Source organism: Pelagimonas varians, assembly GCF_003208435.1.
GTDB lineage: Bacteria > Pseudomonadota > Alphaproteobacteria > Rhodobacterales > Rhodobacteraceae > Pelagimonas > Pelagimonas varians.
The window spans coordinates 169,748-190,138 of the sequence record NZ_QKMF01000006.1 but is presented as its reverse complement, the minus strand read 5'-3'; the positions used below and the strand labels follow the sequence as shown (position 1 = coordinate 190,138).

20 protein-coding genes and 1 tRNA gene are annotated in these 20,391 nt (G+C 57.6%); 10 read left to right on the top strand and 11 right to left on the bottom strand.

Annotated features, from left to right (window positions below; genetic code table 11):
• Positions 1–14 precede the first annotated feature (14 nt).
• The 7 genes from C8N36_RS10370 to C8N36_RS10340 all read right to left on the bottom strand — a co-directional run bounded on the left by C8N36_RS10370 (position 15) and on the right by C8N36_RS10340 (position 8,777).
• Complete coding sequence (locus C8N36_RS10370; RefSeq protein ID WP_097803597.1) at positions 15–1,313, bottom strand: M16 family metallopeptidase; 1,299 nt, start codon at positions 1,311–1,313, stop codon at positions 15–17.
• A complete protein-coding gene (locus C8N36_RS10365) occupies positions 1,310–2,635 on the bottom strand; it encodes a M16 family metallopeptidase (RefSeq protein ID WP_245910786.1) in 1,326 nt (441 codons plus the stop codon). The genes C8N36_RS10370 and C8N36_RS10365 overlap by 4 nt, the downstream gene beginning before the upstream one ends.
• Before the next feature lie 125 nt (positions 2,636–2,760).
• Positions 2,761–3,285 carry a DUF3035 domain-containing protein gene (locus C8N36_RS10360; RefSeq protein WP_097803598.1) on the bottom strand — a complete coding sequence of 175 codons (525 nt, stop codon included), beginning with the start codon at positions 3,283–3,285 and terminating at the stop codon, positions 2,761–2,763.
• Positions 3,286–3,340: 55 nt separating this feature from the next.
• Entirely contained in the window at positions 3,341–3,811 is a 471-nt protein-coding gene (gene lspA / locus C8N36_RS10355) for a signal peptidase II (protein ID WP_097803812.1), read from the bottom strand.
• A gap of 226 nt (positions 3,812–4,037) precedes the next feature.
• On the bottom strand, positions 4,038–5,624 hold the full coding sequence (gene purH / locus C8N36_RS10350) for a bifunctional phosphoribosylaminoimidazolecarboxamide formyltransferase/IMP cyclohydrolase (RefSeq protein WP_097803599.1): 1,587 nt from the start codon (positions 5,622–5,624) through the stop codon (positions 4,038–4,040).
• Between the two features lie 20 nt (positions 5,625–5,644).
• Positions 5,645–7,390 (bottom strand): heparinase II/III family protein, encoded by a 1,746-nt coding sequence (locus C8N36_RS10345; RefSeq protein WP_097803813.1) that lies wholly within the window; start codon positions 7,388–7,390, stop codon positions 5,645–5,647.
• Between the two features lie 130 nt (positions 7,391–7,520).
• Complete coding sequence (locus C8N36_RS10340) at positions 7,521–8,777, bottom strand: RsmB/NOP family class I SAM-dependent RNA methyltransferase (RefSeq protein ID WP_097803814.1); 1,257 nt, start codon at positions 8,775–8,777, stop codon at positions 7,521–7,523.
• An 86-nt stretch (positions 8,778–8,863) separates the two neighbouring features.
• On the opposite strand from C8N36_RS10340, the gene C8N36_RS10335 reads away from it, so the two are divergent.
• On the top strand, positions 8,864–9,046 hold the full coding sequence (locus C8N36_RS10335; protein WP_097803600.1) for a DUF1674 domain-containing protein: 183 nt from the start codon (positions 8,864–8,866) through the stop codon (positions 9,044–9,046).
• Between the two features lie 85 nt (positions 9,047–9,131).
• Here the strand turns inward: C8N36_RS10335 and dapB are convergent, their stop codons facing one another.
• Positions 9,132–9,947 carry a 4-hydroxy-tetrahydrodipicolinate reductase gene (dapB, locus tag C8N36_RS10330; RefSeq protein ID WP_097803601.1) on the bottom strand — a complete coding sequence of 272 codons (816 nt, stop codon included), beginning with the start codon at positions 9,945–9,947 and terminating at the stop codon, positions 9,132–9,134.
• Positions 9,948–10,033: 86 nt separating this feature from the next.
• On the opposite strand from dapB, the gene rbfA reads away from it, so the two are divergent.
• The 7 genes from rbfA (at position 10,034) to lpxK (ending at position 15,886) form a co-directional block, all read left to right on the top strand.
• Entirely contained in the window at positions 10,034–10,429 is a 396-nt protein-coding gene (rbfA, locus tag C8N36_RS10325; protein ID WP_097803602.1) for a 30S ribosome-binding factor RbfA, read from the top strand.
• Between the two features lie 4 nt (positions 10,430–10,433).
• On the top strand, positions 10,434–11,183 hold the full coding sequence (locus C8N36_RS10320) for a phosphodiester glycosidase family protein (RefSeq protein WP_097803603.1): 750 nt from the start codon (positions 10,434–10,436) through the stop codon (positions 11,181–11,183).
• 18 nt (positions 11,184–11,201) lie between these two features.
• Positions 11,202–12,548 carry a TldD/PmbA family protein gene (locus C8N36_RS10315; RefSeq protein ID WP_097803604.1) on the top strand — a complete coding sequence of 449 codons (1,347 nt, stop codon included), beginning with the start codon at positions 11,202–11,204 and terminating at the stop codon, positions 12,546–12,548.
• Positions 12,535–13,308, top strand: a complete 774-nt coding sequence (locus C8N36_RS10310) for a 3'(2'),5'-bisphosphate nucleotidase CysQ (protein ID WP_097803605.1) — start codon at positions 12,535–12,537, stop codon at positions 13,306–13,308. The genes C8N36_RS10315 and C8N36_RS10310 overlap by 14 nt, the downstream gene beginning before the upstream one ends.
• A 124-nt stretch (positions 13,309–13,432) precedes the next feature.
• On the top strand, positions 13,433–13,672 hold the full coding sequence (locus tag C8N36_RS10305; protein ID WP_097803606.1) for a DUF4170 domain-containing protein: 240 nt from the start codon (positions 13,433–13,435) through the stop codon (positions 13,670–13,672).
• Between the two features lie 4 nt (positions 13,673–13,676).
• Complete coding sequence (locus C8N36_RS10300) at positions 13,677–14,894, top strand: 3-deoxy-D-manno-octulosonic acid transferase (protein WP_097803607.1); 1,218 nt, start codon at positions 13,677–13,679, stop codon at positions 14,892–14,894.
• Positions 14,894–15,886, top strand: coding sequence for a tetraacyldisaccharide 4'-kinase (lpxK, locus tag C8N36_RS10295; RefSeq protein ID WP_097803608.1), 993 nt, complete (start codon positions 14,894–14,896; stop codon positions 15,884–15,886). Before C8N36_RS10300 ends, lpxK begins: the two co-directional genes overlap by 1 nt.
• 4 nt (positions 15,887–15,890) lie before the next feature.
• Here lpxK and C8N36_RS10290 read toward each other — a convergent pair whose 3' ends face one another.
• Positions 15,891–16,751, bottom strand: a complete 861-nt coding sequence (locus tag C8N36_RS10290) for an N-formylglutamate amidohydrolase (RefSeq protein WP_097803609.1) — start codon at positions 16,749–16,751, stop codon at positions 15,891–15,893.
• 149 nt (positions 16,752–16,900) lie between these two features.
• Between C8N36_RS10290 and C8N36_RS10285 the strand changes: the two genes are divergently transcribed.
• Positions 16,901–16,975 (top strand) — tRNA-Val (locus C8N36_RS10285).
• An 86-nt stretch (positions 16,976–17,061) separates the two neighbouring features.
• Entirely contained in the window at positions 17,062–17,187 is a 126-nt protein-coding gene (ykgO, locus tag C8N36_RS24145) for a type B 50S ribosomal protein L36 (protein WP_170125850.1), read from the top strand.
• Positions 17,188–17,293: 106 nt separating this feature from the next.
• On the opposite strand, the gene C8N36_RS10275 is transcribed toward ykgO, so the two are convergent.
• Both C8N36_RS10275 and C8N36_RS10270 read right to left on the bottom strand, forming a co-directional pair.
• Entirely contained in the window at positions 17,294–18,952 is a 1,659-nt protein-coding gene (locus tag C8N36_RS10275; protein ID WP_097803611.1) for a peptidoglycan-binding domain-containing protein, read from the bottom strand.
• Between the two features lie 57 nt (positions 18,953–19,009).
• A complete protein-coding gene (locus tag C8N36_RS10270; RefSeq protein WP_097803815.1) occupies positions 19,010–20,182 on the bottom strand; it encodes a phenylacetate--CoA ligase family protein in 1,173 nt (390 codons plus the stop codon).
• Positions 20,183–20,391: the final 209 nt, after the last annotated feature.

The following is a 20,391-nucleotide window of genomic DNA, read 5'->3' as shown; positions in this document are numbered from 1 at the left end:
ATCGTGTGAAACGATCAAAGCCCGTCGGGCTGCCCCACAACCACAAAATGCAGGGCTTCGGGGTTCAACAGTTCGGATGCGACGCGTTTTACATCGTCCAATGTCACGGCTTCGATTTTGGCGTTGCGGGTCACCACATAATCGGGGCTGAGCCCGTCCATTTGCATCCCAACCAAAATCTTGGCGATTGGACCATTGCCGTCAAACCGCAATGGGTAGGCACCAGTTAGATAGGTTTTGGCACGGTCAAGTTCGTCCTGTGTGACCCCCTCCGCCGACAATTTGGCCCACTCGTCTTGGATCACCGACACTGCCTCGGCGATCCGGTTATTGGCGGATGCAACGCGTCCCAAGTACAGTTCCGCGTGGTCCTTGGGCACCAAATACGAAAAAACGCCATAGGTCAGGCCACGCTTTTCGCGCACTTCGGTCATCAACCGCGCCTCAAATCCGCCCCCACCCAGAACGACGTTCATCACGTAGGCCGCAAAGAAATCCGGATCATCGCGCTTCATGCCCTTGTGGCCAAAAATAGCGACCGACTGTGGCGTTGCAAAAGGAACTACGGTCACGCCCGCCTCGGTTTGCACATCGACTTGCTCGGGCAGCGCGGTGCCAACCTCTGGCAATTCGGACAGCAAAGTGTCGATCAGAACGCCAAGTTCCTCTGCGGAAATGTCACCCGCTGCGGCGACATAGACCCGATCTTTGGTCATTATTCCTTGATGTGCTGCCAAAAGATCATCACGGGTCAGCGCAGTCACGCTGTCAATTGTTCCATTGAAATCAGAGCCGTATGGGTGGTCGCCAAACACCATTGCATCCCAGGCCCGGTTGGAAATGCTGTCAGGGTCTTTCTCGTCCGAGCGCAAACCGGACAAAACCTGTTGCCGTACACGGTCAATAGCATCTTGATCAAAGCGTGGCGCAATCAGCGACTGACGTAACAGCTCCATCGCCTCATCTTGGGTTTCTGTCAAAAAACGGGCTGAAATGCTGAGCGCGTCATCACCAATATCATAGTTGAACTGGGCCGCGATGCTTTCCGTGCTTGTCGCAAAGGCGCGGGCATCCATGTCGCCTGCCCCTTCCTCCAGCAACGAAACCATCAGATTCGAGGCCCCGCGCTTGCCCTCTGCATCCAAAGAGGCCCCGCCTTGGAACCGCAACTCCAGTGCCACAAAGGGGATCGAGGGTTCTTCGACCAACCACGCCTTAAAGCCATTCGGTGTTTCCACCTCCTGGATGTTCGTGGCGGCTTGGGCAGTGACTGCGGTGAAAATCAGGCCAATGGCCAATGCAAAATGTTTCATTGTGCAACCTTCTGCGTTTCTTCGCCCATCAAATACCCTGTCACCGATTTCTTCAGGTTAAACACCTCGTGCGCGGCGGCGATCACGTCTTCGGGGGTTACCGACTGCAAAATTTCGGGCCATGCCTGCACATCTGCGACCGTTAAGCCCGAAGTCAAAGCGCCACCATAGCGGCGTGCCAATTGGTTGGTATTGTCCCGTGCATAGATTTGCTGTGCTTTCATCTGGAACTTGATGCGGGCCAATTGTTCTTCGTCGACACCTTCTTCGAGGAACTCGGACACGGCAGCATCAAGGGCGGCTTCGCCTTCCTCAAGGCTCACGCCTTGAGCGGGCACAATGATCAGTCCAAAGGTCGTATCATCCAACGACGTACCGCTGTAGAAAGCACTGCTGTAAACTGCCTGTTGGGTTTCAAATTGCAGTTTACGGGTCAATACACTTGTTTGCCCACCTGCCAAAAGTTCCGCCAAGATGGTCAAAGCAGCTGCTTTTTCCTGCGCCCCGCTGTCACGCTCGGGCGCGAGGTAAGTCCGCATAACGTAAGGTTGCGCAACACGGGCGTCGCGAAAGATCATCCGGCGCTCTGCCATGTGACGCGGCTCTGACGGGCGCACGCGATCCTTTAGATCGGGATTGGCGGGAACCGGACCGTAGTGTTCTTTGGCCAAAGCCAGAACCTCTTCGGGCTCCACATCACCGGCCACAATCAAGATCGCATTGTTCGGAGCATAATACTGGCGGTAGTAGCCCATTGCGTCTTCAAGGCTCAATTCTTCCATCTCATGGCGCCATCCGATGATCGGCGTGCCGTATGGATGGTTGAGGTACATCGCCGCCTGCCGTTGTTCGCGAAGCAGCGATCCGGGATCATTTTCGGTGCGCTGGTTGCGCTCTTCGATGATCACTTCGCGCTCAGTCAGAATATCGTCTTCGGTCAGGCGGATATTGACCATCCTGTCCGCTTCCATTTCCATCATCAGGGGCAGTCTGTCTGCTGCGACGCGCTGGAAATACCCCGTGTAATCATAGCTGGTAAACGCATTGTCACTGCCGCCATTCGCAGCAACAACCTTGGAGAATTCGCCAGATTCAAGTTTATCCGTCGCTTTGAACAACAAGTGTTCCAGGAAATGCGCAATGCCTGATGTTCCACGCGGTTCATCCGCCGATCCGGCCCGATACCACAACATATGCACAACCGCAGATGATCGATGATCTTCGATCACCACAACCTCTAACCCGTTTTCCAAGGCGTAGGTTGTTACCTGATCCTGAGAACCACCCTGAGAGGCAAAAGCCGCTGGCGGTATCAAAGCCATGGCGCAAAAAGCCATGGTTGATAGGAAAGGCGATTTGGGCATATGCGCTCCTCATTCTGATGCAATCAAAATGAATCTACGCTACCGGCAGGTAACTTCAAGCAGCCATGACGGCACTGTGATCGTTATTGGGTGTTTGGCGGTGCTGCGGGTGTGCGGGCACCGGCGGCCCGATAACGATTCAACCAGCTATAGGGTTCAAGGGCCTGCTTTTTGTACACTTGGAAATAGTCATCTTTGGGCACAATAGACCATGTAAAGCGCGACTTGTTCTTGCGCCACTCCAGATCCTCGGCCGCAAGCGTTTGCCGAATGGCAGCATCGCGGCCATAACGACTGGCCCGGGCAACCAAAGCTGTATCACTAGAAGGAATACCGCCACCAGCATTCAGGCGTTCCGGATTACCGCCCAGCGCGGCAACAAGATCAGCCTTGGGGTTCTGGTCGGTCCGGTTGGCACCACCCGGTGTCGGACTTGGCAATTCCGCATAGGATTCGGGTTGAACCAGCGGTCTTGCCGGTGCAATCGAGAACTCTTCTGGTTGACCACTATAGGACTTAAGGTCGTGAAGGGGTTTAGGCCCGTCACGTCCGCTGCAAGCCGCCAAACCAACTAGCGCCACAATTCCCAATAGATGCGCAATCCGCATCGCTACCCTCCGGTCTTTCTTCTGGTGCCAGCTTTAACCCATCTACAAGGCGGCGTCACGTGGCCTTTTTCTTACCGGGGAACAGAACAAGCCCCAAAGCCCCGGCAAAAATCGCAATATCCGCCACATTGAAGGCAAAAGGGTTGTCGAAACCGCAGCACGACATATTGAGGAAGTCCGCAACAGCGCCATAGGCCACACGGTCAACGACATTCCCAAGCGCGCCACCAATCAAAAGACCAGCGGAAATCAGCCCAAGACGGCCCGGCGGGTCGCGGCGCATCCAGACAAGAACAAACACGATGATTCCCAAAGCAACGGAAATCAGCACCCAACGTGTGGCGTCTTGCTGCCCCGAGAACAGGCCAAAGTTGATGCCGTAGTTCCACGCCATACGAAAATTCAAATAGGGCGGCAGCACGTCGATATTGAGCTGGGTTGCCAGATCCATCACGTGGACCACCCAGATTTTGGTCAGTTGGTCCAAAACAAAGATGATCCCCGCGACGGTCCAAACCAGTCGCAACATCCCCACTTGGCGCTGTTTTTCAACGCGTTCCATCCAGCCTCGCAGTTTTCATTCTTTGGCCCGTCGTCATATCGGCGTTTCTGCCCAATTGAACAAGACACATCTTTAAGCAGATATGTGTCAGGTCCGGATCAAAAGGCCGTTCAAAGCAATTCGTGTGCTGGAAATACATAGATCGCTAAAACTGCGCGGCCAGCCCTTACGAGCCCGCCGCGCAATTCTTTTAGTGGCGGAAGTGGCGCATACCGGTAAAGACCATGGCCAATCCCGCTTCATCAGCGGCTGCAATCACTTCGTTATCGCGCATCGAACCACCTGGCTGGATCACACAGGTCGCGCCAGCAGCGGCAGCTTCCATCAAACCGTCGGGGAATGGAAAGAACGCATCAGACGCCACAGCAGAGCCTTTGGTCAGCGGCTCGGGCAGACCCAAGGCTTCGGCCATACGCTCGGCCTTTTTTGCCGCGATCAAGGCACTGTCGACACGGCTCATCTGGCCTGCACCAACGCCAACTGTTGCGCCATCTTTGACATAGACAATCGCGTTTGATTTCACATGCTTGGCGACCTTCCATGCAAACAGAAGATCGTGCATTTGGACATCTGTCGGGGCCAGCTTGGTCACGACCTTTAGATCGTCCATGCCAACAAAACCCACATCCTTGTCCTGCATCAGGAACCCGCCTGCAACTTGGCGCAGGGTTTGCCCCCCTACGCGTACATCCGGCAAGCCGCCAGTTGTCAACAATCGCAGATTTTTCTTTGCGGCAAAGACTTCTTTCGCTTCGTCCGTTGCGTCTGGGGCAATCACCACTTCGGTAAAGATACCAGTGATTTCACGGGCTGTTTCGGCATCCAAGGTGCCGTTCAGAGCGACAATACCGCCAAAGGCACTGGTGCGGTCGCAATCAAACGCGGCCTTATAGGCTTCAAGCAAGGTTGCGCCGCGCGCCACACCGCAAGGGTTGGCGTGTTTGATAATCGCACAGGCCGCAGTTTCGGCTGGATCAAACTCTGCAACCAGTTCGAACGCAGCGTCAGTGTCATTGATATTGTTGTAAGACAGCTCTTTGCCCTGATGCTGCTGGGCTGTTGCCACACCGATACGGCCAGTGCCGTCTGTGTAGAACGCCGCTTTTTGATGTGGGTTTTCACCGTAGCGCAATGTCTGGGCCAATGTGCCCGCCTTGGCACGGCGGTAAGGCGCGTCCAGATCAATCGCATCCGCCATCCAGTTCGAAACGGCAGCATCATAGGCCGCAGTACGCGCATAGGCTTTTTGCGACAGCTTGCGGCGGAACTTGGGGCACGTTGCGCCCCCATGCTGGTCCATGTCGCCAAGCAAGGTGTCATAATCTTCGACGTCAACAACCACAGACACAAAGGCGTGGTTCTTGGATGCAGCGCGGATCATCGCTGGGCCGCCAATATCGATGTTTTCAATGCATTCGTCCCATTCCGCGCCTTTGGCGACGGTTTCTTCGAACGGATACAGGTTGACCACCAACAGATCGATGGCACCGATGCCATGCTCTTCCATTGCGGCGACATGGGTGTCGTTGTCACGCAAGGCCAACAGCCCGCCGTGGACCATAGGATGCAGTGTTTTTACACGGCCATCCATCATTTCGGGAAAGCCGGTAATTTCGGCCACATCTTTGACAGCAACACCCGCGTCGCGCATGGCTTTGGCAGAGCCGCCGGTCGATAGTATTTCGACCCCGCGCGCTGCAAGCGCTTTGGCCAGGTCAATAAGACCGGTCTTGTCAGATACAGAAATCAGCGCGCGGCGGATGGGTTGATCGGTCATTCAGGCGGTCCCCAGAGCTATTATGTCTCGATGTCCGCCTCGTCTAAGGCCAGATCGCGAATCGCAACAGCCGTTTCTTGGGCCTTGGCAAAAGACCAGCGGACGCGCGTCGCATACTCCATTGCGCGGCCGGATAAAACGATCTGTTTCGTCGCGCGGGGCTGTAAACGGCCTTTTTCGAGATAAACCGACGGTTCCAGCTCCATTTCGATGTCACCTTCGGGGCGAAACACCCAGATTTCCCCCGACCTAAGCGCCATGGACACCGCCTGCCCGTTCAAATCCAGCGCAACATCGACATCCGGATGCAAATGGAAACGCACATCGAAGGGCACGCCAGCCAGCCGCATTTTGTCCATGGTCTTGTCGAACCGTTTCTTCGCCGGCGAATCAAGCGCGACAAGATAGTCTTCGCCGCGCAAGCTGCGTCCGTCGAAAGACAATTCCAGACTGCGGGCATGCGTTAGTCCGTGCAGCCCAACATAACCGTCCATGCCGCCTTCAAACCGGAAGCTTTCAGGCAAATGTGTCATTTGAACTGGCACATGGGTGGGAATATCTTCCAGAAGCTCGCGTTTTGCGGCCCCGATCCAACGCGGCGCGGCAAGACGCGCGCTGGAATAGCCCTGAAGCGACAAAGTGGAGTGTGACAAGGTTGCGCGTCCGGCCCGGCGCCATTCTTCGCCAAAGCCCCCGCCGGATCCGCAGCTGACAATCAACGGGCGCCGCCCTGACGTCATCTCGAACGCTAAGGTAGAAGCATGAGCATGGGCCGACGCGCTGCCAGACGGTGGCGGTGCCGCATCAACAATAACCGACGTGCGCCCCGACGAGAGCCGCGCAAACCCCATCGCCAATCCGTCAGCCTGACGCCTTTTGTTGCCAGACGATGCCAATGCTTGGTCCAAGCGCCCCTCAAGCCCTCTGCCACCACCGTGAAACCGCGCTAAGCCACCGTCTGAATGGCGCAAGGTCCGCAATGTCGGAGCGATGCAGGAAATCGCCCGCAGATGTGCCCCTGTCGGCCGCTTGTCTGCCTCATCCAAAGCAGATTGCGCCCACGTCAAAAGGGTGAAAACCTCAAGCAGCTCTTCCGGATTGCGTGTTGGAATGCCACCCTGATCTGTGATCTGGCGCGCACATTCCTCGCCGATGGCCACCCGCGCCGGTTCAACGTGATGCTCCATCCCCTCAAGCGACAGGCCAGCATAAAGCAATCCGGTCAAGGCTTCGAACCGCGGCAAACCCGGGGCAGCTGTCTGCCATCGCCGTCCCAAAAATCGGGTTTGCGCTGCCAAAGATCGATAAAAGGCGTCGGCCCCGTCCGGCTGGCCGCGCAAAACAAACAGCGCATGGTGGACCCAGCGAATGATCCGCCGTCCCGTCAGTTCGGGTGTCCATCCGGGACCATGCCCTTTGCCATAGCGTTCAATCCAGCCCCACAGCCAGCTTTGCGCCAGCTCTCTGGCCTTCCCATCACCCACGGCAGCCAGATCGTCCATCCATGCAAAACCTTGGGTTTCCTCGGCAAAAGCTGCGTCAGGCGGCGTCAAATCCCAAAGAATTTCCCCTTTGGATTCAATCAAATGCCCAGCAAACATCAGATTTCCCGCCAGCATCTGCCGGCCACGCGCGAAAAAGCCCACGGTGCGTGGTTCAGGAGTGGATACAAATGCTGTCGCCGCGCGTGTCCGCGCCGCCATGCGCGCATGCACACGGTTCATCGCACGTGCCCGCGCGGTTCGCCAGCTTTGCCGTTTGGCCATCTGCACTGCCTCTTGTCGCCCGCATTGGGGCCGCCCATTTTTGGGCCGTTCATTGAGGCAAAGCATATCGCAGCCAGACATCAAAGTCACGACAGGTTTATCCTGCCGTCACTCAGAATTGGATATGCGATTAGGTCTTTTGCAAAATCGCCATATAAAAGCCGTCCATACCGCCCTTGTCTGCCCAAAAATCAGGCCGAAGACGCAAACCGCCCTCTTCCGAGCGCCAGCTTTCTTCGAGGCCCGGGATGTCCGGAGCGACAATTGCAACATCGTCGCGGCGCTCAAGCACCTCTTCGACCTGACATTCACCTTCGTCCGGGATCAAGCTACACGTGGCGAAAACCAGCCGACCGTCAGGTTTGAGCATATCCAACGCATGGTCCAGAAGCGCAGCTTGCAAACCGATCAGGTCAGCGATTCGCTCCCCCTCATGGGCATGGGGTAGATCGGGGTGACGGCGAATTGTGCCGGTCGCAGAACAGGGCGCATCCAGCAAAATCGCGTCGTACAGGCCCTCGTGCTCCAAAGCATCGCCCTCGACCAAAGCTGCCTCCAATCGGGCGCGGCGCAGGTTGTCGCGCACCCGCCCCAAACGTTTGGCTGAAAGATCCAGTGCCGTCACCTCGGCCCCGGCCGCAGCCAGTTGCAAGGTTTTCCCCCCCGGCGCCGCACATAGATCAAGCACCTGCTTGCCTGCGACATCGCCCAGCAACTTGGCTGGCAAGGCAGCGGCGGCGTCTTGCACCCACCAATCACCGTCCTCGAATCCCGGCAGGGCCGTCACTTGCCCCGCATCTGCAAGGCGCACAGACCCCGTCGGCAAAAGCACACCTCCGATGACCTCCGCCAATGCTGCCGGATCGCCTTTTGCCGTTAAATCCAGTGGTGCGCCGTTGAAATGCGCGGTTTCCATGGCCGGAACGATTTCCGCCCCCCAAGCTTCGAGCAACGGACCACGCAGCCATTTCGGCATACGCGGCACGCGCAAATCGCCCCAACTGTCCGGTCCTTTAGCTGCAATTTTGCGCAAAACCGCATTGACCAACCCTTTGGCCCCTTGGGTGTGATGCCCGACCGCGGCAACGTTCACACAATCACTCACAACCCCGTGGGCCGCGCCGCCTGTGCACAACTCATAGGTGCCAAGACGCAAAATATTCATCACCCGTGTCGTTGGTTTCTTGCGCAAGTGGTGCTGCAACAACCGGTCCGCTCGCTCCATATTGCGTAAGACATCCGCCGCAAGGCGCTGCGCTGCTGCGCGATCCGATGGACCCAGTTTTTCCAGAACAGCGACGTTTTCAGACAAAGGACGTCCCTCGTCCAAAACTTGATCTAAAAGGTCGACGGCGGCTTTGCGGGCCGGGCTGGGCTGTTGCGGCATGTGCTCTCCAATGGACTGCGCTTTCGGGCCACCTTGCCCCTGCGCTGTCGCGGCGTATATCAAGGGCACAAAGCCGAGGAAAGCCCATGCCCGATACACCCAACGATCTGCCGCCCGCAGCACAGCGCGCCCTAGCCGAAGCCGCGGAACGCCGCGCGGTCCAATTGGCCAAAGAAAAGGCAACCCCAAAAGAGCTGGGTGGCCGCGACGGCCCCGATCCCGCCCGCTACGGCGATTGGGAAAAGAAGGGCATCGCCATTGATTTCTAAAACCCGCCCCACCTCCCCGGCGCTTTGATCGAAGCGCGAGGGCGGGTGGGTGGGGAGCGTTTCGATCAAAGCGCCGGGGAGGTTCCTAGCCCTTCAAACCAAGAACATCCAACATGTCATACTCACCCGGGGCCTTGTCTTGCCCCCAAAGCGCCGCGCGCAGGGCTCCGCGTGCGAACAAAGCCCGGTCCGATGCGATATGCTTGAGCGTGATACGCTCGCCGGCTGCTGCGAATATCACTTCGTGTTCGCCCACCACATCGCCGCCGCGAACCGCATGAAATCCGATATCGCCCTGCTTACGTGCGCCCGTGATCCCGTCGCGGCCTCGATCGGAAACCTCGTCCAGATCAACACCGCGTCCTTCGGCGGCGGCCTCGCCCAGCATCAAGGCTGTGCCGGATGGCGCATCAACTTTGCGGTTGTGGTGCGCTTCGATAATCTCGATGTCCCAGTCAATATCCAATGCTTCTGCAACCTGTTTGGTCACTTGTGTCAGCAAATTCACCCCGAGGCTCATATTGCCAGCCCGCACAATAACGGCGTGGCGTGCCGCAATATGGATCTTTTGCAAATCCTCATCCGACATGCCGGTGGTGCCAATAACATGCACGGCACGAGCCTGAGCAGCCAAACCGGCAAACTCGACCGTTGCTGCGGGGGCGGTGAAATCGATCACCGCTTGCGCCTTGGCAAAGGTTTCCAGAGCATCATCGCTGACCGTCACACCCAATTCAGCACCGCCCATCGCAGTTCCCAAATCTCGGCCCACCCAGTCGTGGCCCGCGCGCTCCAACGCCCCGGCCAGCCGCAATTTGTCATGCGCCAGAATCTCGCGCACCAACATTTGGCCCATCCGGCCTGAAACGCCTGTCACCACTACGCCCGGGGCTTCGGTCATCGTTTTTTCTCCATTCGCTGTTATTCGCCTGCATACCTGCCTTGGACCGCTTGGCAAAGGGGGGCCAAGCGCTTAAGTCTGACCTCATGGCAAAAAACAGATCCAATGAACAATCCGGCCCCCGTCAACGGCAGTTGCGCGTCGCCGAACTAATCCGGCGCAAGCTGTCCGAGATTCTATTGCGCGGTGAAATCCACGACCCTGACCTGAACCGGCTGAACCTGACAGTCGGCGAAGTCCGTGTGTCGCCGGACCTGCGTATCGCAACCGTCTATGTTGTCCCTTTGGGCGGCAAAGGCGAAGACGAGATGAACGCGATCTTGCGTCGCAACAAGGGCGAGATCCGCCATCAAGTCGTGCATGGCTTAAAGCTGAAATTCGCCCCCGAACTGCGTTTCCGGTTTGACGACACATTTGACCGCATGGATGAAACCCGCCGCCTGTTTGAAAATGAAGACGTGCGCCGCGATCTGGACGAATAAACCCATGTCTTTGCGCGCCCTCCTTTCCGGTCTGGCACTGGCCCTGTTGACCCCGCAGATTGCCGGGGCAGTCGACTGCGCGCGCATGACATTCAAAGACAACCGATACACGGCCTGCACCGTAGCGCCCGAGACCGAAAACCTTGCGCTTTATCTGAACGACGGCAACGGCCAGCCTTTGGGATCGTTTGAAACCGTACAACTGACCCAACGCGCCTTGGGCCGTCGGTTGGTCTTTGCGATGAACGCCGGGATGTACCACGAAGACCGCAGCCCAGTTGGGTACTATGTGGAAAACGGACAACAGCAAATGCGGGTGGTTCCAAATGCCGGACCCGGTAATTTTGGTCTCTTGCCCAACGGTATTTTATGCATCAAAGACCGCCGCGCCAATGTGATCGAAACCCGCGCTTTTCTGGCGTCGAAACCGGACTGTAAATTCGCCACCCAGTCTGGGCCGATGCTTGTCATTGATGGCGCTCTGCACCCGCGGTTTTTACCCGACAGCACCTCGCGCTATATTCGCAATGGTGTCGGCACTTCAGAGGATGGGAAACGCGCCGTGTTCGTTATCTCCGATAACGCCGTCACTTTTTACGAATTCGCAGAATTTTTTCGTGACACTCTGGGCACCCCGAATGCCCTTTTTTTGGATGGCAATGTCTCGCGAATGTATGCGCCGGACCTCAGCCGCGTGGACAGCGGGCGCCGTATGGGCCCCATTGTCGGCGTCACCGTCCCATCCAGCCAATAACCCTATTTAGGAGAGCTTATGCCCCCCTCGCCTTTGGACCTGACCCAAGCGCTTTTGCAGGCGGCCAAAACAGCTGGCGCTGACAGCGCGGATGCCATCGCCCTATCCGGCACATCGCTTAGTATTGATGTGCGCAGCGGTAAATTGGAACAGGCTGAGCGGGCCGAGGGGCGCGACATTGGCTTGCGGGTCTTTGTCGGGCATCGCAGCGCCATTGTTTCCGCCTCGGACACCCGTCCTGAAACCATGCAAACTATGGCCGCGCGGGCCGTCGCCATGGCAAAAGAGGCCCCCGAAGACCCCCATTCCGGTATCGCCGACCCATCGCAATTGGCAAAAGGTTGGGACATTGAGGCACTGGAATTGCATGATCCAAGCCCCGAGCCAGCCCCCGAAGCCTTGCAAGACGACGCCAAACGCGCCGAAGCTGCCGCCCAAGCGCATGAAGGCATTTCGCAAGTTCAATCCGCCTCTGCCGGCTACAGCGCGACCGAAGTTGCATTGGCCGCCAGCAACGGGTTTTCAGGCAGCTACCGCCGCACATCGCGCTCGGTGTCTTGTGTTGCCATCGCAGGCAGCGGCCTATCCATGGAACGCGATTACGACGGCGATGGCCGGGTCTTTCAGTCGGAACTGCGCAGCCCCGAAGACATCGGCAACACCGCCGCGACACGCGCTTTGGCGCGGACGAACCCGCAGCGGCCTAAAACCGGCGCTTATCCTGTGTTGTTCGACGAACGCATTTCATCATCTTTGGTTGGACATTTGCTTGGTGCCGCCAATGGCGCGGCCATTGCAAGGGGCAGTTCATGGCTGCTTCAGGACCTCGGCGGTCAAATTCTGCCCAAGGGAATGGATTTGGTCGAAAACCCGCATCGCCCGCGTAAATCAGCCTCGCGTCCCTTTGATGCCGAAGGTCTGCCCACACAGGTTCGCCGCGTAATCAATGACGGCGTTTTGACTGGCTGGACGCTGGATTTGGCAAATGCGCGCAAACTAGGAATGACTTCAACCGCGAATGCTGCGCGCAGTGTCACGGGCGGTGTGTCCCCTGCCACGTGGAACCTTGAATTGACCCAAGGCACATCCACACAGGCCGAATTGATGGCCCAAATGGGCACCGGCCTTTTGGTCACCTCGATGATTGGCGCAACGATCAACCCCAACACCGGCGACTATTCCCGAGGGGCAGCTGGCATCTGGATTGAAAACGGCGAACCGGCTTATCCGGTTTCGGGCGTTACAATCGCCGGAAATTTGCGTCAAATGCTGGGGTCCATGATCCCCGCCAATGACGCGCGCACTTGGCTGACCTATGTCGTCCCATCGCTATTGGTCGAAGGAATGACCCTTGCCGGCGAGTGATCTGACCTTATTGATTGAGACCGCATTGCAAGCAGGCGAACTGGCTCGCGGCTTTGTCGGTGGTGCGCTGGATGTGCAAGACAAACCCGATGGAGCCGGGCCGGTCACAGCTGCCGATCTGGCCGTCAATGATATGTTCGAAGACGTGTTGCGCACTGCCCGTCCCGACTATGGATGGCTGTCTGAAGAAAGCACCGATTCAGCGGATCGCCTGACGGCGAAACGGGTGTTTGTCATTGACCCGATCGATGGCACAAGGTCTTTTATCGAAGGCGGCAAAACATGGTCGCATTCGATGGCGGTGGTAGAAGACGGGATACCGGTTGCTGCCGTGGTCTACCTGCCGATGTTGAACAAGGTCTACAGCGCGTCATTGGGCAATGGCGCGCGGATCAACAGCAGCCCGATGTCTGTTGGACATCAGCAAAGCCCTGACAACGCAAATGTCCTGGCCACCAAGCCAAGCGTCGATCCGCGATTTTGGCCCCGAGGTGTACCGGGAATGACGCGGTATCACCGACCGTCTTTGGCGTATCGCCTGAGCCTTGTCGCTGAAGGGCGCTTTGACGCAATGTTTACCTTTCGGCCCAGCTGGGAATGGGACATCGCTGCTGGCGCTTTGATCTTGTCCGAAGCTGGCGCACGTGTGACCGATCGGCGCGGCGCTGCGTTAAAGTTCAACAACAAAATACCGCAAACCGATGGGGTTTTGGGCGCCAATCCAGTGCTGCACGCGGCATTTTTGGATAAACTGGGTTAAACGGATGCAGCCCCGCCCAACAGCTTGACCCCACGGGTCCGATGATTAGGCTTGCTGCAACCGCGAACACCCGCCACAAACCGGCCCATCACTGGACCAGTCTTAACGCTTAGGAAGGATTTCCATGCAACGGCTCCACCTCGTCTTTGGCGGCGAACTCACCGATCCGTCGACCACACAGTTCCGCAATATCGATGACATCGACATTGTCGGGATTTTTCCGAATTACGAAGCGGCATTTAATGCATGGAAAGCAGCTGCGCAGCGCACTGTAGACAATGCCCATATGCGTTATTTCATCGCCCACCTGCACCGCCTGCGCGATGAAGAACAATCCGCTTCTTCGACCGAGGAATTGAGCTAAAACCATGTCTCGCCGCGCGCTATCGCTTTCGGCCTATCTGGCCTATACGCGCGGCGGCGCAATGGGCCATTCGGCCAAGCTCGACTCTGATTTACCTATCCCGAAACCCGACGCGCCGACTGTATGGGTGTATGCAGAAACCCATGAGCAAGGGCGCGCTCTGTCCAGTCTATGCGCAAGGCTCCTTGGCCTGCGACCCGAAGTGCAGTTCTTTGCCTCTGGCGCAGTGCCAGACGGGACCGGCATTACCAGATGTGACCTTCCATCTGAAAACGCTTCGGATTGCGCTAGTTTTATTCAGGCCCTGCGCCCACAAATCGTGCTATGGGCGGGGTCCAAGCTGCGCCCGACGCTGCTGGATGCCTTGGCGCGCCAAGGTAGTTATTTGATCGCACTGGACGCACGCGACCAGCTTTGGACCACTCCAGCCCCGCGTTGGATGCCAGACCCCGGCCCGCCGACACTGACACTGTTTGACAGCTTTTATACGGTTGATGCGCGTGCCAACCGCCGTCTGCGCCGCTTGGGTGTGGATCGGGATCGCTTGTTAAAAAAGGGGCCGCTGATCGATACTGATCCGCCCCCCAATTGCGATGAACAGACCCATCTTGAACTAACAGCGCGCCTTGCTGGACGTCCCATTTGGCTGGCCTCGGGGCTGCAAGCCGACGAGGCCAGCGATGTTCTGCGCGCCCACCGCATGACTTCGCGTCTGGCACACCGGTTGCTGTTGATACTGGTCCCAGCCCGCGAAGAAGACGCACCGCGCATGATCGCCGAAGCCGATGCACTGCAAATGCGCCTGTGCAATTGGGACCAAGGCGAAACACCGGGCGAGCATACTCAGGTTCTGATCACCGAAGGGGTTGAGGACATCGGCCTTTGGTATCGGCTTGCACCTCTGGTCTTTCTGGGGGGATCGCTGACGCATGGCCATGGAGGGCAAAATCCCTATGTCGCGGCGGCCTTGGGGTCAGCGATATTATACGGGCCAAATGTCGGACATCATGTGGATTCCTATTCGCGATTGGTTGATGCCGGGGCTGCGCGGATTGTCCGTGATACTGACAGTCTGGCTGCGGCCGTGTCCCATTTGATCGCACCGGATCAAGCGGCAGCCATGGCTCATGCCGGATGGGATCTGGTGTCTTCAGGGGCCGCCCTTGTCGACGCGGTCTTGTCCGAGATCTGCGCACATCTTGATGACACAGGAGAGCCGTGATGCGCCCCCCCCGTTTTTGGCAAACGCCACCCGCCGCCCCGGCAATAATAGCCCGACTTCTGTCCCCATTGGCCCGATTGACCGCCCAAGCAACGGCGCGCAGAGTTGCAAAACCTGCGCAGCTTCACGCGGATATTCCGGTGATCTGTGTGGGCAACATCAATGCAGGGGGCACCGGAAAAACACCGACAGTTATTGCGCTGGTACAAATGCTGATCGAACGCGGGCTCACGGTTCACGTAGTGTCGCGCGGCTATGGCGGTTCTCTGGCAGGTCCGGTGCAAGTAGATCCGCTCCGCCATACGGCGGATGAAACCGGCGACGAGCCGCTGCTGATTGCCGCTTTCACCCCCGCATGGGTGTCTCGCGACCGCGCAGCTGGCGTCGCCGCAGCGCAAGTGGCGGGCGCGCAGGTGGTTGTATTGGACGATGGGATGCAAAACCCGTCGGTTCACAAAGATCTGACCCTTGTGACAGTTGATGCGGTGGCCGGATTTGGCAATGGCAGATGCCTGCCTGCCGGTCCGCTGCGTGAGCCGGTAGCGAGCGGTATGCTCCGCGCCGATCTTGTCTTGTCTATTGGCTCCAAGACCGCTCAAACCCGTTTTACCGCAATCTGGGGGAATGCGATCACTGTACCGCACATGACAGGCAATCTGGAACCGCTGCAGACGGGGATGGATTGGCAAGACCTGCCGGCGCTGGCCTTTGCAGGGATCGGACATCCCGAGAAGTTCTTTGCAACTTTGCGCGGCCTCGGAGCTGACCTCAAACGGGCCGAAGCATTGTCAGACCACCAACCCTTGACCCCCGCGTTGCTAACACGGCTGGAGGCAGACGCCAAACTACACGGCGCGCAGCTGGTCACCACGGAAAAAGACGCGGTGCGCCTGCCCCAAGATTTCCGAACCAAAGTGCTGGTTGTTCCGGTGCGACTGCAAATTGCTGATCCCGCGCCCCTGAACGCAGCCTTAGACAGGATATTGCAATAAGCAGCTATTCTGCGGCCAGCGCCCTGGATGGCCTTTGTCCGATCACAACCAGATCTGCAATAACGCCACGCAACAGCTTGCAAAACGGCTTGAAATTGCTGTTGGGACGCACAGATGCCTCGTCCATATAAATTGACCGGTCAATCTCGATTTGAATGGCGTGCTGGGATTGCGACGGACGTCCATATTGCTGCGTCGTGTATGCTCCGGCAAAAGGCGCATTTCGGGCAACCCGCAGGCCCGCGCGCTCAAAGGCTGCTTCGACTTGTTCCACAACCTCTGGCGCGGCGGATGCACCGAACCGGTCCCCGATTACAATTTGCGGCGGTGCGCCTTTGTGGCGGGTGTGCCTGACAGCCTCGTGCGGCATTGAATGGCAGTCCAGCAGAATCGAGCTGCCAAATTGCTCACGAGAGTGGTCCAGCAAAGCTGCAAGCCGGTCATGGTAGGGCTTCCAAATTCGGTCGATTCGCATATCCGCCTCGTTGCGCGAAATCTTTCCGTGATAAATTGCCCGACCATGCGCAACCACCCGCGGCACAACCCCAAGGCCAGAGGCCACACGCGGGTTGTTTCCCGCCTTTCGAACCCCTTCGATCAAGGCAGGATCCAGTTCATCACAGGCGCGATTCAGATCGATGTACGCGCGCGGGGCCCCTGCCTCTAAAAAGGCCGCCCCAAATTGTGGAACACAGTCAAAAAGCCTGTCTACAAACGCATCCTCTGAAGATCGAATCGTCAGCGCATCCAGAACGGTGCTACGCAAAAACGTCCACGGATAGTCACTGCCACTGTGCGGCGAGGCGAATACAACGCAGGATGTAGCAACATCTGGCAAATGCATGTGATAAGAGGTGCTGGGCATCGAGTTTCCTTTGTCCCAAACATAGCCTGAAAAATTCCTTTATCAAAAGCCCTTGATACTTACACCGACTCCTTTTATAGACCCCGAACCGGCGTATTGGTAAGCGTCCCGAAACATTGTCGGGGCAAAGATTTTTACGCAGGCCATATGGGTGATTAGCTCAGCGGTAGAGCACTTCGTTGACATCGAAGGGGTCACTGGTTCGATCCCAGTATCGCCCACCATGGATTTCACCGCCTTTTGGTTCGTAGCGGACCACTGGGCAGCAACAACACTGGCGCTCGCGCGCCGCGATAGAGGAGAGACCATCATGAAGGTCGCTAACTCGCTCCGTTCGCTCAAGAATCGCCACCGCGACTGCCGCGTTGTGCGCCGTAAGGGCCGCGTATACGTCATCAACAAGACGCAGCGCCGGTTCAAAGCCCGCCAAGGTTAATTTGGTCGGTTGATCGGACATCCCATCTGATGGGAAGCTTTAAAAAACCGCAGACTTCGTGTCTGCGGTTTTTTTGTGCGCGGGACCAATGCATAAATGATGGGGCTTAGCGCCCCAACAATGTTCCTGCCAGCAATTGCACCACGGTTTGTTCGTCCAAGAACCCCGACACCCGCAAGCCATGCGCTTGCTGGTAGCGGCGGATGGCATTGCGCGTCTGCTTGTCGAAAACGCCGTCCACTTTTCCAGGATTCATATTCAACTTGGCCAGACGCGCCTCGGCCAATTGCCGCGCGACAGGATTCAAACCCAATGCCTGCTCTTCCGAAAGAGCCTGTTCGCGAATGTGTTCTTCTTTCGAGAGTCGTTGCAAGTCATCGATTCGGGCCTGCGCTTCGGCCGCAAAAGCCCCTTCGGGACGCGTTTCCATATAGCCCCGCAGGGCAGCCACAGTGTCCGCATTCCGTGCCTCGCTCCATGCGCGCTGATCGGCGGCGGCGGCACGGCCCCCACGCTGCTTTTCGATCGCACGCAGCAATTTGCGTGCCTCATTGGCATGTTGCCCGTCCGGGTATTGCGCCAGATAGTTGCGAATCGACACTTCGGATCCCTGCGCCTCAACCTCGGCCCAAAGCGCATGGTCTGCTTTAACCTGATTGGCACGGCGCTGTTCAGCTTCTTGTTCCAACTCATTGGCCCGTTTTTCCGCCGCCTGAGCAAGTTTCCCAATCTGCGTGCCGGTCAGATAAGTTGTCGATGCTTCGCCAATGGACCCTTGCCACTGACCAATCGCCTTGCGTGACCCTGGCCCAAAAATCCCGTCAATCCCACGGGGGTCATGGCCCAGAATGGTCAGATCGCGCTGAATCTTTCGTCGGGCATCGCGGCCCAAGGCCAGTGCCTCTTCTGCGCGGCGCTGTGCATAATGTGGCTCTGTCTTGATGGCGGTTAAACGCTGCCGCGCCGCAGAGGCAAATGCCCCCTCCTCAAACCCCTCCAAATACGTTTGGTATCCTTCGGCATCATCTGCTTTTTGCGCCAATGACCATGCCGCTTCGTCTGCTTTTGGGTCAACTTTCGGCAGCGGAGCCACGTCGCGCAGCACCACTTCGTCCGAACGCAACACAACATGGTCGCGCGGTGCATATCCTTGCACTTCGAGACCGTATTCACTGGCTGATCGCACCACCAACCGGTCTTCGTTTGTCAGCTCTTGCGTCGCAAAATGCACGATGTCTGTGGCAGGGCCGCGAATGACCGTTACGCCAGTGGGCACATCAAAACTGCCAGCGCCGGGCTTCAGAAACGCCCCCAGCTCCAGATCAACCGGTGTTTCCCCCAGAACCAAAAAGCCGCGTCCCGGATAGCGTTCCAGCACCGTCAAAGCGGCATCCAGAGGGAATGCCCGCGTCAGGACCTGCGCCGCACCCGCTGTGTCTTGATCGCCGACCGGCAACAAATACGCCCCGCCAGAACCGTGAACAAATGCACCAGCCAGTAGAACAACAACCGGGCTATCGGTGTCTTCCAATTCTTCAAGAAAATCAGCAAAGCCAAGGCGCATTTCGTCTGAAGATGCGTCTTGAATTTCAGTCACATCCAAACCTTTGTTGCGCAGCGCCTCGGCGGCAACATTCATTCGGGCAGCCCCAAAAAAAGTCTGGATGGCATCGTATTGGCTGTTGCCGATGACAAGGGCGTCACCGGCCGCAAAAGCGCCGTTTGAAATGAGCGCGGCGATCATGGAAATGATGGAAATACGCATAAAATTCCTCCCGTTCCCAAAGCCTAACCAGCGTTAGACCTCGGGCAAGGGGGAATATCAGTCGTAGGTGCGCGTGTCTTCGATAACCAGCCCATCGCGCGGCAATCCGCCGATTTCGACCAGCTCGACCTTGCCTTTAAGCTTGAGCAACTCGGACACCGACTTTTCGAAAACGGCTGCATTGCCCGCTGCTGTTTCGATTCGGACGGTCATCACGTCCATTTCGCCTTCGCGAGACGCGACGACGCGGGCGCGGGCGATGTCATCGTGCTTCGCAACCAATTGCGCCACTTGCTCGGGCCGAACAAACATGCCTTTGATCTTGGTGGTTTGATCGGCACGGCCCATCCACCCCTTGATACGCATGTTGGTGCGGCCGCACGGGCTAGAGCCCTCAAGAACGGCACTTAGATCGCCAGTGGCAAACCGGATCAGCGGGTAGTCCGGGTTGAGCGTTGTCACCACAACTTCACCTACTTCGCCAGGAGCCACAGGATCGCCGGTGCCCGGTGTGACGATTTCAACGATGACGTTTTCATCAACAATCATCCCCTCCATCGACGGGCTTTCATAGGCGATATTGCCGAGATCGGCGGTGGCATAACACTGCAAACAGTCGATCCCGCGATCGGCATAATACTGTCTGAGCGACGGGAAGAGAGCGCCACCGCCAACGGCTGCGCGGGTAATTTTCAGCTCAAGGCCCAGCTCATCGGCTTTCTCAAGGATGATCTTGAGATAGTCAGGCGTGCCAGCATAGGCTGTAATCCCCACATCATGGGCAGCGCGCGCCTGCAGTTCGGTTTGCCCGATACCAGCAGGTAAAACAGCGGCCCCCACCGCGCGCGCGCCGCTTTCGAAAATCATTCCTGCGGGCGTCAGATGATAGCCAAAACAGTTTTGAACGATGTCGTTTTTGCCGATGCCACAGGCGTGCAAAAACCGCCCCATACGCCACCAGTCATGGCTGATCCCACCGGGTTCATAGATCGGGCCGGGGCTTTGGAATACATGGGCCAGATTGGACACTGGCAAGCCACCAAAAGGCGGGTTTTCGGCCTGACGTGCCACAAGGTCCGCCTTGCGCAACACGGGCAACCCAGAGAGTTGAGACAGAGCGTCAACTGGCTCCATCCCGTTACGGGCCAACTGTGCGTTTAAAGCCGACAGCTGCGCGGTTTCGCGTTCATCTTGGCTGCGGGTTTCTAAAGCGTCAAAATAGGTGCTCATGCCACCCTCCATTTATCACTTGGGGTCTGTCGGTTCAGGGACGGAAGTGCTGTTTCTTGAGCGGTCCGGTATTCTACCAAGCCACCATTTGTCTTACGCAAGACCGCCATCGCAAACCGTTTTCCGGTGCGTATCTCGCAAGCAAGACCGCCCTCTTGGGCAAAGCAGTTTTGAAAGCGTTTAAACACGCTTGGCCTCCTCAAAAGGTT

Bases quoted from the DNA above. Each gene is read 5' to 3' on its own strand.
- C8N36_RS10370 (WP_097803597.1), bottom strand. From the start codon at position 1,313: ATGAAACATTTTGCATTGGCCATTGGCCTGATTTTCACCGCAGTCACT.
- C8N36_RS10365 (WP_245910786.1), bottom strand. From the start codon at position 2,635: ATGGCTTTGATACCGCCAGCGGCTTTTGCCTCTCAGGGTGGTTCTCAG.
- C8N36_RS10360 (WP_097803598.1), bottom strand. From the start codon at position 3,285: ATGCGGATTGCGCATCTATTGGGAATTGTGGCGCTAGTTGGTTTGGCG.
- purH (WP_097803599.1), bottom strand. From the start codon at position 5,624: ATGACCGATCAACCCATCCGCCGCGCGCTGATTTCTGTATCTGACAAG.
- C8N36_RS10345 (WP_097803813.1), bottom strand. From the start codon at position 7,390: ATGGCCAAACGGCAAAGCTGGCGAACCGCGCGGGCACGTGCGATGAAC.
- C8N36_RS10340 (WP_097803814.1), bottom strand. From the start codon at position 8,777: ATGCCGCAACAGCCCAGCCCGGCCCGCAAAGCCGCCGTCGACCTTTTA.
- C8N36_RS10335 (WP_097803600.1), top strand. From the start codon at position 8,864: ATGCCCGATACACCCAACGATCTGCCGCCCGCAGCACAGCGCGCCCTA.
- dapB (WP_097803601.1), bottom strand. From the start codon at position 9,947: ATGACCGAAGCCCCGGGCGTAGTGGTGACAGGCGTTTCAGGCCGGATG.
- rbfA (WP_097803602.1), top strand. From the start codon at position 10,034: ATGGCAAAAAACAGATCCAATGAACAATCCGGCCCCCGTCAACGGCAG.
- C8N36_RS10320 (WP_097803603.1), top strand. From the start codon at position 10,434: ATGTCTTTGCGCGCCCTCCTTTCCGGTCTGGCACTGGCCCTGTTGACC.
- C8N36_RS10315 (WP_097803604.1), top strand. From the start codon at position 11,202: ATGCCCCCCTCGCCTTTGGACCTGACCCAAGCGCTTTTGCAGGCGGCC.
- C8N36_RS10305 (WP_097803606.1), top strand. From the start codon at position 13,433: ATGCAACGGCTCCACCTCGTCTTTGGCGGCGAACTCACCGATCCGTCG.
- C8N36_RS10300 (WP_097803607.1), top strand. From the start codon at position 13,677: ATGTCTCGCCGCGCGCTATCGCTTTCGGCCTATCTGGCCTATACGCGC.
- lpxK (WP_097803608.1), top strand. From the start codon at position 14,894: ATGCGCCCCCCCCGTTTTTGGCAAACGCCACCCGCCGCCCCGGCAATA.
- C8N36_RS10290 (WP_097803609.1), bottom strand. From the start codon at position 16,751: ATGCCCAGCACCTCTTATCACATGCATTTGCCAGATGTTGCTACATCC.
- ykgO (WP_170125850.1), top strand. From the start codon at position 17,062: ATGAAGGTCGCTAACTCGCTCCGTTCGCTCAAGAATCGCCACCGCGAC.
- C8N36_RS10275 (WP_097803611.1), bottom strand. From the start codon at position 18,952: ATGCGTATTTCCATCATTTCCATGATCGCCGCGCTCATTTCAAACGGC.
- C8N36_RS10270 (WP_097803815.1), bottom strand. From the start codon at position 20,182: ATGAGCACCTATTTTGACGCTTTAGAAACCCGCAGCCAAGATGAACGC.